8 protein-coding genes are annotated in these 17065 nt (G+C 61.6%); 3 read left to right on the top strand and 5 right to left on the bottom strand.

Going from position 1 to position 17065, the window contains the following annotated elements; translation table 11 throughout:
* Positions 1–3: 3 nt before the first annotated feature.
* The 5 genes from DX909_RS20265 to DX909_RS20245 all read right to left on the bottom strand — a co-directional run bounded on the left by DX909_RS20265 (position 4) and on the right by DX909_RS20245 (position 10227).
* Positions 4–1875, bottom strand: coding sequence for a CHAT domain-containing protein (locus DX909_RS20265; RefSeq protein ID WP_128547037.1), 1872 nt, complete (start codon positions 1873–1875; stop codon positions 4–6).
* A 90-nt stretch (positions 1876–1965) separates the two neighbouring features.
* The gene (locus tag DX909_RS20260) at positions 1966–4080 is read right to left on the bottom strand and encodes a sensor histidine kinase (RefSeq protein WP_128547036.1); all 2115 of its coding nucleotides are present in this window, start codon (positions 4078–4080) and stop codon (positions 1966–1968) included.
* Positions 4077–6041 (bottom strand): DUF5995 family protein, encoded by a 1965-nt coding sequence (locus DX909_RS20255; protein ID WP_128547035.1) that lies wholly within the window; start codon positions 6039–6041, stop codon positions 4077–4079. The genes DX909_RS20260 and DX909_RS20255 overlap by 4 nt, the downstream gene beginning before the upstream one ends.
* 279 nt (positions 6042–6320) lie before the next feature.
* The gene (locus tag DX909_RS20250; RefSeq protein ID WP_128547034.1) at positions 6321–7160 is read right to left on the bottom strand and encodes a gasdermin; all 840 of its coding nucleotides are present in this window, start codon (positions 7158–7160) and stop codon (positions 6321–6323) included.
* A gap of 16 nt (positions 7161–7176) precedes the next feature.
* Positions 7177–10227: a caspase family protein gene (locus tag DX909_RS20245; protein ID WP_128547033.1), complete on the bottom strand. Its 3051-nt coding sequence runs from the start codon at positions 10225–10227 to the stop codon at positions 7177–7179.
* 174 nt (positions 10228–10401) lie between these two features.
* On the opposite strand from DX909_RS20245, the gene DX909_RS20240 reads away from it, so the two are divergent.
* The 3 genes from DX909_RS20240 (at position 10402) to DX909_RS20230 (ending at position 17024) form a co-directional block, all read left to right on the top strand.
* The gene (locus tag DX909_RS20240; RefSeq protein WP_128547032.1) at positions 10402–11343 is read left to right on the top strand and encodes a M20/M25/M40 family metallo-hydrolase; all 942 of its coding nucleotides are present in this window, start codon (positions 10402–10404) and stop codon (positions 11341–11343) included.
* A 437-nt stretch (positions 11344–11780) separates the two neighbouring features.
* Positions 11781–13355, top strand: coding sequence for a hybrid sensor histidine kinase/response regulator (locus tag DX909_RS20235; protein WP_128547031.1), 1575 nt, complete (start codon positions 11781–11783; stop codon positions 13353–13355).
* Between the two features lie 39 nt (positions 13356–13394).
* Positions 13395–17024: a response regulator gene (locus tag DX909_RS20230; RefSeq protein ID WP_128547030.1), complete on the top strand. Its 3630-nt coding sequence runs from the start codon at positions 13395–13397 to the stop codon at positions 17022–17024.
* The last annotated feature ends 41 nt before the right edge of the window (positions 17025–17065 follow it).

Genomic DNA, 17065 nt, shown 5'->3' with positions numbered 1-17065 from the left:
GGGTCAGTCGGGTAAGGAAAGCAGGCTCAGGTCGATATCGTCGGATTGGGCAGCGGCCGATACCGCTTCGCCCGGCCACGGCGCACTGAACAGGCTTAGCACGGTCCGGTATTGGTCCCGCAGCACGGTATAGTCCTGCTGGTGTCCGTAGTCGGCCTCGTCCAGCCCGATGCGCAGCAGCGGGTCTTCCGGACGGGCAATGTGCCGGAACTGAAGCCGGTTTTCCTCCAGCGAATGAAAACTATATAAATCGAACACCGAGTTGTCGCTTCGCAGAAAGGCGTTGCGGTCGACGATCAGCGGGGACAGGTTCAGAAATCCGACGGCGACGGGTTCGTCCGGCCGGCCTTCCGGACCGGTCCGGCGCTCGGTCTTGACCAGCAGCACCGACTGGCTGTCCCACATGTCGCTGAGTTTCACTTCCTGAAAATACCATTCGTCGAGCCGGTAGCTCTGGCTGGTCCGCAGCACCACCTTTTCGTGGGCAAATTCGGGTTTTCGGTTGAAAAACCGCACCGTCCGGATGTTCTTGACCGACTCCAGCCGGTAATTGGCCCAGAAGCCGAGCTGTTTCAGGAGTTCGGCGAGGTGGTCTTCCCCGATCTGGCAGAGCGACGGGATGCTGCCGGGTCCGGAAGACGAACTCAGGCGGCCGCGCAGGTCGTGGAAGAACAGAATGCTTTCGAAGAAGGTCACCTGTTCGCTGAACTGGCGGGACAGCCCCTCCATCTCCCGGATGAACAGTTCGACCCGGTTTTCGACCAGAAACCGGCCCATCGCCTTCAGCATGGTCACCAGCGGCTGCGGGGCCAGCGTCGACCAGCCCCCGGTCAGCAGGCTCTGAATCACCTGGTTCAGGTCTTCGTGCAGGGGAAGCACTCCGTTGCGGTCCCCGGTGCTCTGCAGGTTTTCGCGGATCTGGGCCAGCAGCGTCCCGACCAGCAGATCGACCGTGCTGTCGAAGAGGGCCACGTAGTAGAGCAGCCGTTCCCGCGAGGTGGTCACGGGCAGCAGTTTGCCTTCGGGCGAGAGCTGCGGGCAGAGGAGTTTGCGGAGCGGTTCCGAAAGCGGGTAGGGCAGCCGGCGGAGCAGTTCCTCGTTCAGCCAGCTTTTAAGGGCTTCGGGCGGCAGGCCCTGCTTGGTTTTGAAGGCTTCGGTGAGCCCCGGATCGAAAGCCCGCAGTGACTGGAACAGGGCGGTTCGCAGGGCGGCATTGGGTTTGTAATCGACGGCCGCCGACTCCTCGCCGGTCGGCAGTTCCCAGCGGGCCAGCTCGGGGTCGGGGCAGAAAAAATACCACTGGTTGCGGCTCACTTCCTCCAGCGAATCGACCAGCGCCCCGCGCTCCACGACGCCGATCTGTGTCGGGAGGGTGAGCTGAAGCTTCATCCGGGCGTTGTCCAGAGCCTCCCGGAGCGTATGCTGGTTGGCGAGCGCCCGGTAGAAGTCCTGGGAAAACTGCGCTGCCACCCGGTCTTCGATGGGGGTGCAGGTGGCGATGACGGCGGCCTTCACCCCGTGGGCGGTCAGGGATTTCAGGTGGTCGAGGGTGGAGCAGCCGTTCAGAAAGACCAGTTTCAGATTCGGGCACTGGGCCAGCAGCTGGGCCACGCCGACCCCCCGGGCGGTGGTATCCTCGAACTGAAGAATCCGGCCGCCGGCATGGCCGCTGAAGTGAAACACGCAGAGCGAATCCCGGTAGGTCAGGAGTTTGTTGGCGACCGAGTCGGTCGTGGCAAAGGACTCGCGGACCTTCAGGAAGTGGTTTTTGCTGCTTCGCGGGTCCAGCAACTGCTCGATGCCCTCATCCTCCTCCTTCAGGCTGGCCAGAGGGCGGTCACGGTCGTTGGCAAAGCAGAATAAAAGTGTATTCATCCGATAACTGCTGGTCGTTCAGTAAATTAGTAGGAATTCGGGCGTTTTGCAAAACGCCCCGCCAAAACGGGGGCGGGCTTTCGTGAGCGGTCAGCCCGGCAGCCGGACCATAAACTCCGTGAACTCCCCTTCCCGGGAGCTGACGGTCAGTTCTCCGCCGTGTTCCCGGGTGACGATGTCGTAGCTCAGCGACAGGCCCAGACCGGTGCCCTCGCCGGTCGGTTTGGTCGTGAAAAACGGCTGAAAGATCTTCTGCCGGACGGCTTCCGGGATGCCGGCCCCGTTGTCGTTGACCCGGATCAGCACCTGCCCGTCCTGCCGCAGCGTCTGGACCTTCACTTCGGGCCGGTAGCCGCTGCCGGCCTGTTTGGCTTTCTGCCGGACGGCATAAAACGCATTGTTGAACAGATTGATGAACAGCCGGCCGATGTCTTCCGGAACGACCAGCACCGGCCCCAGCGCCGGATCGAAGTCCGTCACCAGCCGGATGTCCGCCGGGCCGTTTTTGGACAACTGGCTGTGGAAGGAGAGCTGCAGCGACTGGTCGGCCAGGGCATTGAGGTCCACGGACTCCTTCTTTCCGGTGGAGGGGCGTGAATGTTCGAGCATGCCTCTGACGATGGCCCCCGCCCGTTTGCCGTGTCCCGCTATTTTCACCAGGTTCCGGCTCAGGTCGTCGGCCAGCACCGCAACCTCCTCGGCATTGCCCGCGGCCAGTTCCTTTTTCAGATCGTCGATCAGTTCGGTACTCACCTCCGAGAAGTTGTTGACGAAGTTGAGCGGGTTCTGAATCTCATGGGCGATGCCGGCCGTCAGTTCCCCGAGCGAAGCCATCTTTTCCTGATGAATAAGCTGCGCCTGGGTGGTTTGCAGGTCTTTCAGGGATTGCTGAAGCTCGGCGGTGCGCTGCTTCACCTTCTGTTCCAGAACCGTATTCTGTTCGCGGATCAGCTTTTCGTTTTCCTGCAGGGCCGCGATCCGCTCCCGGACGGCCAGCGCCCGCTGCCGCTTCAGCAGGTTGATCTTCGACGCCAGGGCCATGGCGAAAAAGGTGATTTCCAGCGCCGACCCGATGGGCAGGCTGTTGTAGGTCAGGAACCCGTGCGGCAGCGGTCCGAAGGCATAAAGCAGGAAAATGAAAATGGACAGGAAGAAGAACAGGTTGCCGATGATGAAATACGAAGCCGGCCGGAAACCCCGTCGATACACCGCCACCCCGGCCGAAACGTTGAAGACGCCCTCCAGCAGGGCCACGAGCGGAATCAGGTCGGTTTCGGCCTCGCCGTTGCGGCTCAGGGTGACGTCGGTGATTGTCCAGAGTGTCGCCAGCACATACAGCGCCAGCACCGTCATCCCGAAGCGGAAAAAGCCCGGCGACCGGTCGCGCAGCCGCAGAAAGGTGATCGTGAACGGAATATGAACCATGCCGGTGATGCCCGCCAGCGCAACGCCGTATTTCTCGACGCCGGGAAAAGCCGCATACAGAAACTCGTTCAGGTGGCCCCGGAACAGGGCGATCTGGAGCCCGACGAACAGCACCCAGACCACATACAGCAGGGTGTCGCGGTCGCCGACGCGGGCGTACAGCAGCAGGCTGTAGACCACCACCGCCAGCACCAGCCCGTAAAACAGCCCGAAAAACAGGTCGGCGCGGTGAATACCGGTCACCAGACTGGCGGTCGTCAGGCAATAGATGGGCTGATCCTTCGTATAAACGCCCTGAAAATACACGTAATACCGGTGGGTCTGGCCGTTCCGCACCGTCAGGGCGCAGAACGGATTGCTCTTGCGGACGGGATACCGGGTTTCGGCGTTGAGGGCTCCGAGCGCATGCCGGGCCAGCACCCGCCGGCCGTCGGTTTCGTACAGGTCGATGGTTCGGGTGCCGTTGTAGATGAACTGGAGAAACAACTCCTCGTCGGTTTCGTTGGTGAGGTCGAACGTGAGCCAGTAGCCGAACTGCCCGCTTTTCGGGACGATCGGGTGCTGCGAAACCGGCTGAAAACGAAAGGACTCCGGCCGGCTGAGGAGGTCCTGGATCGAAACGGTACGCTCCGGCTTCAAAATCAGCGCCTTCTCGTACACCGCGACGACCTGGTCCGGATCCCGGACCCGGAACGACTGGGCCGGGGCCGGGAGGGTGGCCAGCAGGACCGGCAGCAGGCACAGCCGGAGAGCGGTTCGGAGCAGGGTGCCGGCGTTCATTGGACGGTGGGTAATAGAGCGGAACGAAGCATGACGTCGATTTTCTGCGCCACGGTGCCCACCTCGTTGCGGGCCACCAATTCCAGCGGAAGCCGCAGCAGCAGGGGCGGGTCCACGAGCTTTCGGCCCAGCCGGGCGGACTCCTGTTCGAGGGCTGCGATCCGTTTCCGGCGGTCGGTTTCATCGGCGGCCTGCGCCAGGCTGATGCTGTTCTGCCAGGCTTTTTCGCGGCCCTCTCGCATGATGGCCCGCTCGGCCCGTAGGATGCGTTCATCGAAATACCGCAGCATCGTGCCGAACGGCCGGAAAATCCGGCCGATGTTGTCGTTCATCTGGTCGTACATGGCGTCGAACAGCTCGTTCATTTTCATGAAGTCGTTGTAGAACCGCTGCACCTCGTCGCCGGGGAACAGCTCCGAAACCACCTGCGGAAGGTCGTAGCCGATGTGGGCGTTGCAGGCCGAGAAAATGTGCTGGTTGGCGATCAGGGGCCGCCGGGCCGCATCGAACGACACCTGCCACGGCGCCGGCGCCGGCTCGTCGTCGAAATACCGGTTGACGGCCTCGAAATACAGCGTGCAGAACCGGGTGTCGACCTGTTCCATCTTTTCATTATTCTCGAAAAGCCCCTGCCGGATGCCTTCGGCCACGCGCTCCGTAACGATCTTGTAGACGGCCGTAAACAGCCCCATCGGGTTGTTCTGGGCCTTGAAGTGGCGGGTCAGTTTCTCGAAGTAGAAAATGGCGTCCCCGATGCCGGTCAGGGGCGGCACCCGGAAGTCGGGTTTGGTTTCCTGCCAGGTCCGGGTCAGGGCGGAGGGCATGACGAACTGTTCGTTCTTACTGCCGTTGTGGTAGTCCAGCACCATTTCGATCATGCCGCTGCTGAACGACCGGCCCAGGGCGGCCACCAGCACGTTCCGCTCCGAAAGGCCGCGAAACCGCTTGTCGAGCCACTGGACGGCATTCAGCAGCCGGGAGTCGCCGGCGTCGTCTTCTTTCGGAACACTGAGCATGTCGGCATACCGGTCGCCGATAAAAAACCGCACGAACACGTGCGAGATGTCCTTGAACGGTCCGAACGAAAGGCGGCTGTTCATCAGGTCGATGCAGGCGTCGGTCAGCTCGGCGCCTTCGGCCGAGGGCCCGGCCTGCTGTTCGAGGATGGCGTTCATCAGAAACCGGCAGTCGTCTTCGGCTTCCGGGTTCAGGTCGTCATCGACCCCGATCAGGTACCCGACCACGTGCCAGAGGTGGAAAAAGGCTTCGCGTTCCTCGGGCGTCAGCTCGATGCCGAGCTGTTCCAGCCCGTCGACGATGACGACGCTGAACGACAGCAGTGTTCCGGACAGGTCTTCCTGATTGATGGGCAGCCCGTAGACCTCCGTGTCCCAATCCCGTTCCTGCGCAAAATACCGGATGGCGGCATGGACGAGCCGCACCTTCTGGATGGCCACGATGGCGTGGCCGTCGTGCTCGAAGCTGTCGGGCGTTAGGATGTCGACCACGAACTGGGCGGTTTCCATCAGCCGGCGGGTAAAGGAGTTCAGCGAGCCGTCGTGGACCCGCAGGCGGCCGGTCCGGTACAGCACTTTGGCCCCCCGCCAGCAGGTGTAGCACAGCGGCAGCGATTTGCAGAGCAGCACCAGCAGGATTTTGGGGCCGTACTGCCGGAAGAGGTCGGCCGCGACCATGAGTTTGAACGGCTCGGCCCAGTCGGGCAGTTTCCGGGTGGCGACGAAGTAGCCTTCGATCAGGTCGCGGACGTCGGTGGGCAGGGCGTCGAAGGCCGGGTTGGGGAAGTCGCGGTTCCGGACCAGCATCTGAAAGATCTGATCCACCTCGCCCTTCTGGTTCCGGTCGACGAGCGTTCGGAAGACCTGGTCGGCTTCGGGGTCGCCCACGAGTCGTTTGCTCCAGAGAAATTCATCGGTCCAGACAGAGGGGGAGGGGGTATTCATGTTGGTAGGTTACAATCAGGTTCAGGAACCGCTACTTAAATATAATTACTTATTCGATCCATTGCTCATTTTACTTTTGCTTCTTAGGTGCAACCGACAGGATGAAGTATTATATTGCTTGTATCTGCATTTAAAACTCCCAGGGAGAGTGGAATGAGAAAAAACGTTACGACGCAGATGGAATCAGCCGGAACGATTGCGAAGATTTTGTGAATGCCGTAAACGATTTGATCACATGGACAAGACAACATGGGTAGAAAAACTCCGGGAAGTTTTAAATCAGGCGGGTTTTTCCAGACCATCATCCCAGCTTAGCAGGCCGGGTTCAAATTCGTCTTCGTCCAGTTCGACATAGGGGGCCGCTTCCGGCCCGGCATCCCCGGTTCCCCGGACGTCGACGGCCTCCCGGATCTGGATGGCCCCGGTCGCCGGGTCGGCCTGCAGCCGCACACAGGAGAAGGCGAACGTCAGATAATCTTCTCCCTCGAACAGAATGGACGATTTTTCGGAGGAAACCCGCTTCAGGTCGGTTTTGGCCTTCGCCAGGTACTCGGTCCATTCCGGCAGACCGGCCGACAGCCCCGCTTCCCCGCCCGACTCGTCGTTCAGCGCGATCAGGTTGCTCACGATCACGTCCGAAACCAGCAGCATCTCGTGGGCATCCTCCCCCTGAAAAATGCCCATCGACGGGTGATTCATGTCGATATGGACGCCCGCCAGCGCCTGCCCCAGCAGGTTCAGGTCGGCATACCGGCGCCGGACGTTCCGGAAGCTGAACGACAGCGTTTTCAGGTTTTTCAGGGCCGCATGCACCGGGGCGGTTCCGGCGTTCAGGCCCTTCAGAAAGCCCTGCAGCAACTCCAGACCGATTTCGGCGTCGACCTTGCGGGTCCGGTCCAGGGAAGCGGACGAGACGGGGTCTTCCGACAGGGAAAACGTCCAGTCGGGCTTGTCGAGCAGGTATTTCAGTTCCCCGCGAAACTGGATATTGTCTTTCCGGCGGGCCACGACCACCAGCGGTTTCACCCGGGCTTCGGGAATGCGCAGGGGCGTGGCGCCGAAGGTTTGCCGGAGCCAGTGGGTCGTATCATTCCGGCAGAGACGAAAGCGGAAACTCATGATTTCAGGGTTGAAATTAAGTATTGACGGAAGTCCCGACGGCCATTTTCCGGATGCCGTTGATCCGCTGAACGAATTTGGAAGCTACGCTCAGGAAGCCTTTATCATTGGGATGAATCTCATCGTACCAGTAGTCTTCCAGCCGCTCCGTCCGCCGGACCGTGCCGCGCAGGTCCAGGTACGACACCCGCGGAAACTCGGCCGCCACGGCCTCCAGCCGCCGGTTGAACTCGTCCAGAATGTACCGGATCACGGCTTCGCGTTCGGACTGCTCCGGGATGCCGCGCTCGATCATATACCGCCCCAGCCAGCTGCTTTTGCCCGGTTGGGCGACCGTGTCGATCGGAATGATGTAGTCGTAGCCGTGGACCAGAATATGCACCTCGGGATGCCCCAGCCCCACCTGGCGGAATATCCGGCGGTGGGTTTCCTGGAGTTTGTCCAGCGCCGGCAGGAGGCTGTCGTTCAGGTAGCAGCCGGGAAACGGCAGGGTCGGATCGGGCCGGTCACGGAGATACGTCCGGAACTGCTCGCCCAGAATGTCGTTGCCGCCCCCGCTCAGCAGAAAGAAGGTGGGCTTCACCTGAGCGATGGCTTCCAGAAATTTCGGTTGGGCGAGGTAGTTCGTCAGCAGGTCGCCGGCCGCGGACAGGCAGTGAATGTTGTAGACGCCGGACAGGTAATCGATGATGTCGCGGACCAGGAACGGATACTGAAACCAGGAATCGCCCTCGGCCACCATCCGCAGCCGGTCGGGATACCGGATGAGGGTCTGTTCGTACTGCCGCATCCGCATCCGGCTCGCGATCCGGTTGGCGACGGCCAGTTTGATGTCCATCCAGAGCCCTTTCTCCGCCGGGTCGGCCGCGATCAGGACAATCTCCGGTTTCAGTTGAAGGTCGGGCGTCCAGGAGGTCCCGGGCAGCAGATCGTAATACAGGCCCAGCGTAAAGTCGGCCAGGACGTCGCTCGCGAAGGTGTCGGTGGTTTCCGACAGGGCGGGTTCGAGCCGGCGGCCGAGTTCGGCGGCCTGTACCCGGTTATGGAGCGGATTCGGCAGGTGCAGCGTCACCTGCTGCGTCCACCAGGTCGGGAAGGTACCGGCCTCTTCGTCCTCCAGCACCATGGCGCCCCGGACGGCCAGTTCCTGCTGCCGGTCCTGAAGGGTGGGCGGGGAGGGCAGGGCTTCGAGCGTCAGAAAGGCCAGGGTCGTTTCCGAAAGCGGGTCGGCGGTCAGGAGGAACTGAAAATGCTCGGTCACTTCCGGCCAGTTGTATTGCCGCACCACCTCCTCCAGCTGCAGGGTCACGGAGGTTCGGCGACCGGTTAGGCTTTTCGGATCGGCCAGCCCGAGGGTCAGGGTCCGGCCCGGTTCGAGCCGGGTGTTGGGCGCCAGCAGGCCGGTGAAGGACATGAAATCACGCGACAGATACAGTGCGTTGCAGTACACCGGCCGGTCGGTCGGGTTCGTCAGCCGGACTTCCATCGTGACGCTCCACCTGCCGTTCTTTTCCTGAAAGGGGGTTGTAATATCCTGACTATCATTCGTTATGCTGACTGGCGCGGAGCCGGAAGGTACCACTTCCAGATTCAGCAGCCCCTGCACCGCTTCCGGGTTCCGAAGGTCGCGGAGGAAGTGCCACCGGGCGAGGTGTCGGATGAACTGAACGAGTTGACTCAGGGCGCCGGGGTCGTCGGTCGGGATGGGTCGGACTACGGGCCGGTATTCGTCCTGCGGGCGGGTAAGGTAGTAAAGGCCGTCGCGGACGTGCAAGGTATAGTCGGCGCGCGTTTCGTTTTCTTCGGGCGTAAAACAGCTTTCGGCCCGTTCGATGAGGGCGGCCAGCAGCCGGGCGGCTTCCTCCGGGCTGCCGCTCGTATTGGTCAGGTGCAGCCGGATGGTGCGGGTCAGCAGGCCGTCGACGGTGGCGGTATAGGTGCGGTCTTTCAGCAGGTTCCGGCGGGCCGCGTCGGGCATTGCCAGCACCGTATAGTCCGGTCCGACGGTTTCGACGGCGGCTGCCACCGTCTGGTTCGTTTCGGAGTCCAGGAGCCGGATTTCGCCCGTCGAGGTCCCGACGCCATGGATGGCTCCGACGTCCAGCAGCCAGCCCTGCCGGGGATTATACGACACTTCGACCGACGGTCGGTCGGCGGTGCCGGGGCGATTCAGGAACAGCTTCTGCAGGAGGGAGTCGGCCGCTTCCCCGGCCCCGTAGATGCGGGGCCGCTGTTCGTAGCCGAACCGCATATACTGGCGGACCCGGTTGTGCAGCGATCCGTAGGAAACGGCTCCGCCCGATGCCTGAAGCACTTTCAGGAGGTTCTTCGTAAAAATACCTTCTCCGTTGATCTCCACCGCCGATTCGTCGGACTCGCAGGCCGCCAGCTGCACGTGCCGGCCCTGCGGCAGCGCGGTTTCCGGGCCCTGCGCCTTCAGGTCGGCTTCCGTGACCCGGTCGCTGAAGAGAAAGCCCTCGTAGGGCCGGCGGGGGGCGGTCTGGCTCAGACGTCGTTCCCGGACGTCCTGCTCCGCCAGAGCGGATTCGAGCCAGGCGTAGTTGCGGGTATTGTCGCCGGAATGGCAGCAGTCGAACACCGTGACGATATGCGCGCCGGTGTCGGCGGCCTGCCGGAGCAGAAACCGCAGTTCCTTGTCGGCCAGCATGAACTCCCAGGGTTGTTCGGCCTCCCCGTCATGGCAGACCAGGCACTCCAGCCGCCCGTCGGTTTCCGTGGGCCAGAGGCTGCGGTCGGCCTCTTCCTGAGCGCCGTGGCCGGAGAAATAAAACAGGATGGTATCGTCGGGGCCGGCTTTCGCCAGATGATTCCGGAAACCGTCCACGACGGCCGGTTTGGTGGCATCCGCGTCGGTCAGCAGGAGCAGGTCATGGCGGAACTCGGGACGGCTGCGCAGGTAGCTGGTCAGGGCGTGAACGTCGGCGACGGGGCCCCGCAGGGGCCGGACGCGCCGGTATTGATCGATGCCGACCAGGAGGCCCAGCAACCGCACCGACGGGCCGCTGCGCTCCTGTGCTTCCGGGGGAGAAACAAGGGCTTGTATCATTCGTGATTCCAGGTTAGGAGGTCCGGCAGGAAACGGAGAAAAGCGGAAATTTGATCGGAGGACCAAGTTTCTGATAATCAGTTCAAAGTATATAAAAATTAATCAATCGCAAAACCCGGTCACAGTTTCTTAATTTTGCCGGCTCCGATCCATCCCGTTTTCAAGGTAAACCGAATGACGTTTCTGAAGAAGATTCCCCTTTTCGCCTTTCTCTTTTTGGCAGCCCCTCTTTTCGGCCAGCTTCCCACCGCCGACCGCGTCGCCCGGCACATCCGTTACCTGGCCTCGGACCGGATGCAGGGCCGTGGAACCGGCAGCCGCGAAAATGCCCGGGCGGCCGCCTACATCGTCCGGCAATTCCGGAAGGCCGGTCTGACGCCCCGCGGCACGGACGGTTTCTACCAGCCGTTCACGGCCCGCGTCCGCCGGGTGGTGGTCGCCGACAGCCTGCGTCCGGCCTCCAACGTGGTCGGTTTTCTGGACAACGGGGCGGCCGGGACCATCGTCATCGGAGCGCACTACGACCACCTGGGCCTGGGCCGTCAGGGCAGTTCCCTCGACCCGAAGCCGGAGGGGCAGATCCACAACGGCGCGGACGATAATGCCTCCGGCGTGGCCGGGCTGATTGAACTGGCCCGTTATTACGCCCGGAATGACCGGAAAGAGCCGTATAATTTTCTGTTCATCGCCTTCGGCGCCGAGGAACTGGGCCTTCTGGGTTCGCGCCATTTCCTGAATCACCCCACCGTGCCGACGGCATCGCTGAACTTTATGGTCTGTATGGACATGATCGGGCGATATAACCCCGAGCGGGGCGTCGGCATCGGCGGCTACGGCACCAGCGACGCCTGGCCGGAAGTCTTCAAAGGGGTGACGGCGGGGGTGAAATTCTTCACCGACCGGGCCGGCAACGGCGGCTCCGACAACGCGGCCTTCTACGCCAAAGGCATCCCGGTGCTGTTCTTCCATACCGGCGGCCACCCCGATTATCATAAACCCGGCGACGACCCCGACAAGATCGACGCCAGGGCCGAAGCGGAAATCCTCCGGCTCGAAATCCGGCTGGTCGACCGGGCGCTGGACCTGCCTAAAATGACCTTTACCCCGGTCCGCTGAGCGGTGGTTTGGGGAAGGGGTTTTGCTTCCAGGTCGGATGGTCATCCGGGGGAACCAGGGCCGCCGGACCACCCCCCAGCCCTCTCCTTAGCAAGGAGGGGGTGGCTCCGCAGGACTGAAAAGGGGCAGCGCTCTCCCCCTCCTTAGCAAGGAGGGGGCTGGGGGGTGGTTTGGCGGCCCTGGTTATTCAGGATGAACGCTTCCCCAAACCACCTCTCAGGGGCCGGGACTGGGGACCTCCTTCGGGAAACGGTACTGAATAGATTTTTGGGCCGGGGAAGGGTCCGATTTGGAAGAACCCGGTTCCGTACCCTATCTTCACATAGAGGTTACCGGTAAGGGAGTGATGGAAAGAAATTGCCGTCGTAAGGGGTTTGCACAATTACCCGACCGGTCCGCCGGCGTGGACTTAGCCTGGCTAAATTGCTGTCTGGAACATGATCCTAATTGTTGATGACCGGGTGGAGAATATCCTTCCGTTAAAGAAAATACTGGAACTGCATCAGTTTGAAGTCGATACCGCCCTTTCGGGGGAGGAGGCACTGAAGAAAGTCCTGAAAAACAATTACTCGGTCATCATCCTGGACGTGCAGATGCCCGGTATGGACGGCTTCGAGGTGGCCCATGCCATCGCCGGTTTCAGCAAGGCCAAAGACACCTCCATCCTGTTCCTGTCGGCCGTCAGCAAAGAAAAGAAATTCATTGCGAAGGGCTATACCTCCGGCGGCATCGATTACCTGACCAAACCCGTCGATCCCGATATTCTTGTTCTGAAAATCAAGACGTTCACCCGGCTGTATGAGCAGCAGCAGGAACTGCGCGCCATTCAGCATTCGCTCCGGAAAGAGATCGAGGTGCGGAAAAAGGCGCAGGAGGAACTGGCCGAGCGCATCCAGGAACTGCGTTCCGTGCTGGAGTCGCTGCCCCAGATGGCCTTCACGGTAACCAGCGACGGCAGGATCGAATACGTCAACGAACACTGGTACCGTTACTCCACCGACCCGACCGCCTTCCCCGAAACCCATCCCGACGACGAAGCCGCCTGCGCCGAGTGGAAACGGTCGCTGGAGCAGGGCGTCGAATACAGCCGCGAAATGCGTCTGAAGGACCTGCAAACCCAGGATTACCGCTATCACCTGCTCCGGGTCGTGCCCATCCGCCAGCCGGAGGGCATCGTGCGCTGGGTGGGTACGTTCAGCGACATCGACCTTCAGAAAAAAGCCGCCGAACACCTCGAACGCCAGGTCGAACTCCGCACCGGCGAACTGCTTGCGAAGAACCTCGAACTGGAGCGGACCAACCATGAACTTCAGCAGTTTACGTGGGTGGTGTCGCACGATTTGAAGGAACCGCTGCGTAAAATCCAGCTGCTCAACGACTTCATTCGGGATAAATACCTCGACGGCAACTCCGAAGCCGTCACCTACCTGAACCGGTCGATCCGGTCGTCGGCCCGGATGTCGCAGCTGATCAACGACCTGCTGTCCTATTCCCAGCTGTCGACGCCCGGCCAGTTTCAGCTCACCGACCTCAACGCCCTGCTCGACGATCTGCTGGCGGATTTCGACGAGCAGATACGGGGGAAGCAGGCCGTCGTCCGCGTCGAGCCGCTGCCCGTCATCGACACCATTCCTGGGCGCATCCGGCAGGTGTTCCAGAACCTGATCAGCAATGCGCTCAAATTCTCCCGACCCGACCAGGCCCCCGAAATCGGAATCTCCGCCGAGCGGGTCGCCCGGAAGGAGATCGGATCCCCGCCGGCACCCGACGGGCCGTTCTGCCGCATCGTGGTGAGCGACAACGGCATCGGCTTCGATGAAAAGTTTCTGGACCGCATCTTCGTCATTTTTCAGCGGCTCAACGATCAGGCCAGTTACGAAGGCACGGGCATCGGGCTGGCCATCGCCAAAAAGAACATCGAAAAGCACAACGGCCTGATTTCGGCCCGAAGCCGGGTGGGGGAAGGAACCCGGTTTATCCTGGTCCTGCCCGTTCACCAGCCGAACCGGTAAGCCGGTGGCTCAACCCTAAAACCGCCATTTAAACCAACCATGCCGCAGCCATCGTCCAATACCGTCACCCGGCAGCTCCAACTCGTATTTTCCCTTTCCACGATATTACTTCTGGTCAGCCTGGCCGCTTCGTTTTACAGCATCCAGAAGCTGATTGCCAATTCAAAGCTGGTCAACCATACGAATCAGGTCCTGCTGGAGGCCGAAAACATAATCTCCGGCATGAAGGACGCCGAAACCGGCCAGCGGGGATATCTCCTGACGCTCGACCCGGCCTTTCTGCAACCCTACAACGGCGCTCTCGAAAAGGTCAACCGGAGTTACGGGGAAATCCGGAACCTGACCAGCGAAAATGCGGCCCAGCAGCCCAGCCTGGAGCAGATTCATACGCTCTACGAGCGAAAGTTCCAGCAGATGCAGCGGGTCATCGACCTCACCGCCCGCCGGATCGCCACCCGCCGGGATACGGCCGAGCGGTACCGTGAAATGCTGAAGGGCAAACGGATCATGGACAGCCTCCGGGTGGCGGTCGATCAGGTGAAGCGGGAAGAAAACCGGCTGCTCGACGAGCGGATCGGACAGCAGCAGGTCTACATCACCTACACGCCCTTCCTGCTGGCCGTGGCCGCCCTGATCTCCATCCTCATCACCATCAGCACCTACCTGCGCATCAAGCGCGACCTCGACCAGCGCATCGCCCGCCAGCAGGCCGACGAGGAAAAATATCGCGAAACCGCCCGGCGCATCTCCGACATGGAGGACGTGACCGCCCTGATTGCCGCCGGCGATTATTCCGTCCGCAGCCCCGACATCGGCGACGACGAACTGGGCCAGATCGGCAATGCCCTGAATACCATGGCGGCTTCGCTGGAGACTACCTTCACCGACCTTCAGAACCGGACCTGGCTCCAGGCCGGAACCGTCCGCCTGAGTGAGGCCATCCGTGGGGAACGCAACCTGAAAACGCTGGCTTCCGGCCTGATCGAGACCATGGCCGGTTACCTGAACGCGCCCGTCGGCACGGTATACATCCTCGACTTCAACGGCACCTTCAAACTGGCCGGTAGCTATGCCGCCAGCGGAGTACCTGAAACCGTCGTTCCGGGCGAAGGGCTGATCGGGCAGGCCATCCGAAGCAGGAAGACCATCGTCGTCCAGGACCTCCCCGACAACTATCTGGTCATGACCTCCTCCCTCGGCCGGACCACGCCCCCGACGCTGGTGGTGGCTCCGCTGGTGTATGCCGGCGTCTGCATCGGCGCCATCGAGATCGGGATGCTCCGCCCACCGGGACCGCTGGAACTCAGCTTCGTCGAATCCAACCTGGATGCCGTCGCCGTCGGGGTCAATGCGGCTTTGGATTATGTCCGGCTCCAGAACTACCTCGAAGAAACCCAGGCCCAGTCGGAAGAACTTCAGGCCCAGCACAACGAGATGGAAAATCTCAACGCCGAACTGGAAGCCCAGACTCTCAAACTTCAGGCATCGGAGGAAGAACTGCGCGTGCAGCAGGAGGAGCTTCGCCAAACCAACGCCGAACTGGAGGAACGCAGCTTTCTGCTCGAAGAACGCAATGAGGACATCCGCAAAAAGGCCGAGGAACTGGAACTTTCGACCCGGTACAAGTCGGAGTTCCTGGCGAATATGTCGCACGAACTCCGGACGCCCCTCAACTCCATCCTGCTGCTGAGCCGCCTGCTGGCCGAGAACAATGAAACCAACCTGACCGATGATCAGGTCGACTACGCCAGGGTAATCCAGTCGTCGGGCAACGGCCTGCTCGCGCTGATCGACGAAATCCTCGACCTCTCGAAGATCGAAGCGGGGCAGATGAAGCTCGAGTTCATGGACGTTCCGGTGTCCGAGGTCGTCGAGGAGCTTCAGGCCCTGTTCGGACCGCTGGCGGCCGACAAAAAGCTGGATTTCAACGTGGTAGTGGAGAACAGCGTGCCGCCGGTGATCGAAACCGACCGGATGCGGCTCGGCCAGATCCTGAAAAACCTGATTTCCAACGCCCTCAAGTTTACGGCGAAAGGCTCCGTCACCCTCACCATCCGGCAGCCGGAACCGGGCCGGCTCAGTTTTGCGGTAAGGGACACCGGCATCGGCATTCCGCCGGAGAAACAGCACCTGATCTTCGAAGCCTTCCAGCAGGCCGACGGCTCCACCAAACGTAAATACGGGGGCACCGGTCTGGGGCTGTCCATCAGCCGGGAACTGGCCAAACTGCTCGGCGGGGAGATCGTGCTGTGGAGCCGGGTCGACGAAGGCAGCGAATTTACCGTCAACCTGCCGGTGTCTGCCCCCGAGGCCGCTACCCCGGGGGCCGTTGAAAGCCATCCCGCATCCCCGACCCCCGGGGTGACGGCCCCCGGTCCCGGCCACCCCGAAGCAGCCGCCAACGGAAAGGCCGACGACCCGGCCGCCCGCTACCTCAGCACCGTCATTCCCGAAGCCGTCCCGGACGACCGCCATACCCTCACCGGGTCGGACAAGGCCATCCTGATCGTGGAGGACGACACCAGCTTTGCCCGTTCGCTGCTGGAATATTCCCGGCGGAAAGGCTACAAGGGCATCGTGGCCGTGCGGGGCGACGAAGGGCTGAAACTGGCCGAAACCTACAAGCCGGTCGGGATTCTGCTCGACATTCAGCTGCCGGTCATGAGCGGCTGGCAGGTGATGGACGCCCTGAAGGCCAACCCGCAGACGCGCCACATCCCGGTTCACATCATGTCGTCGCACAAGGTGAAAAAGGAGAGCCTCGTCCGGGGGGCCGTCGATTTCGTGAACAAACCGGTCGCCTACGAGCAGCTGAACGAAGTCTTCGAAAAGCTCGAATACGTCCTCAACCGCCACGGCGGGAAGGTGCTGATCGTGGAAGATAACCCCAAACACGCCCGGGCGCTGGCCTACTTCCTGGAGACGTTCCGGATCAGTTCGGAGCTGAAAAGCAGCATCACCGAGGGGGTGGAAGCCCTGCAGAAGGAAGAGATCGACTGCGTGATTCTGGATATGGGCATCCCCGACCCCAGAGCCTACGAACTGCTCGAAGAGGCCAAAAAGAATCCCGGGCTCGAACACCTTCCGATCATTATCTTTACGGGCAAGAGTCTGTCGCTGGCGGAGGAACAGAAGATCCGGAAATACGCCGACTCCATCGTGGTCAAAACCGCCCACTCGTACCAGCGCATGCTCGACGAGGTGTCGCTGTTCCTGCACCTGGTCGACGATAACCGGCCGGCCGGCGGCTCCGGCGGTGATTTCCGGAAACTGGGCGCCCTGAGCCAGGTCCTCAGCAACCGGACGGTGCTGATCGCCGATGACGACGTGCGGAACATCTTCTCCCTGACGAAAGCCCTGGAAACCTACCAGATGAACGTCGTGACGGCCCTCGACGGGAAGGAGGCCATTCAGAAGCTCCACGAAAACCCGAACGTCGACGTGGTGCTGCTCGACATGATGATGCCCCAGATGGACGGCTACGAGACGGCCCGGAAAATCCGGGAAGACGCGCGCTGGAAAAACCTGCCCGTCATCGCCGTGACGGCCAAGGCCATGACCGGCGACCGGGAGAAATGCATCGAAGCCGGAGCCTCGGACTACATCACCAAACCGGTCGACATCGATCAGCTGATGTCGCTGCTCCGCGTCTGGCTCTACGAAAAATAAAACCGAGGGCCGGCAAACCCCTTCGAAACCGGTTTCCCGCC

Source organism: Larkinella soli (assembly GCF_003703975.1).
Lineage (GTDB): Bacteria > Bacteroidota > Bacteroidia > Cytophagales > Spirosomataceae > Larkinella > Larkinella soli.
Note: the sequence above shows the minus strand (reverse complement) of the source record. Positions and strands in the feature narration are given on the sequence as shown.

Excerpts from the sequence above, each read along its gene's own strand:
- DX909_RS20265 (WP_128547037.1), bottom strand. The coding sequence starts at position 1,875 with ATGAATACACTTTTATTCTGCTTTGCCAACGACCGTGACCGCCCTCTG.
- DX909_RS20260 (WP_128547036.1), bottom strand. The coding sequence starts at position 4,080 with ATGAACGCCGGCACCCTGCTCCGAACCGCTCTCCGGCTGTGCCTGCTG.
- DX909_RS20255 (WP_128547035.1), bottom strand. The coding sequence starts at position 6,041 with ATGAATACCCCCTCCCCCTCTGTCTGGACCGATGAATTTCTCTGGAGC.
- DX909_RS20250 (WP_128547034.1), bottom strand. The coding sequence starts at position 7,160 with ATGAGTTTCCGCTTTCGTCTCTGCCGGAATGATACGACCCACTGGCTC.
- DX909_RS20245 (WP_128547033.1), bottom strand. The coding sequence starts at position 10,227 with ATGATACAAGCCCTTGTTTCTCCCCCGGAAGCACAGGAGCGCAGCGGC.
- DX909_RS20240 (WP_128547032.1), top strand. The coding sequence starts at position 10,402 with ATGACGTTTCTGAAGAAGATTCCCCTTTTCGCCTTTCTCTTTTTGGCA.
- DX909_RS20235 (WP_128547031.1), top strand. The coding sequence starts at position 11,781 with ATGATCCTAATTGTTGATGACCGGGTGGAGAATATCCTTCCGTTAAAG.
- DX909_RS20230 (WP_128547030.1), top strand. The coding sequence starts at position 13,395 with ATGCCGCAGCCATCGTCCAATACCGTCACCCGGCAGCTCCAACTCGTA.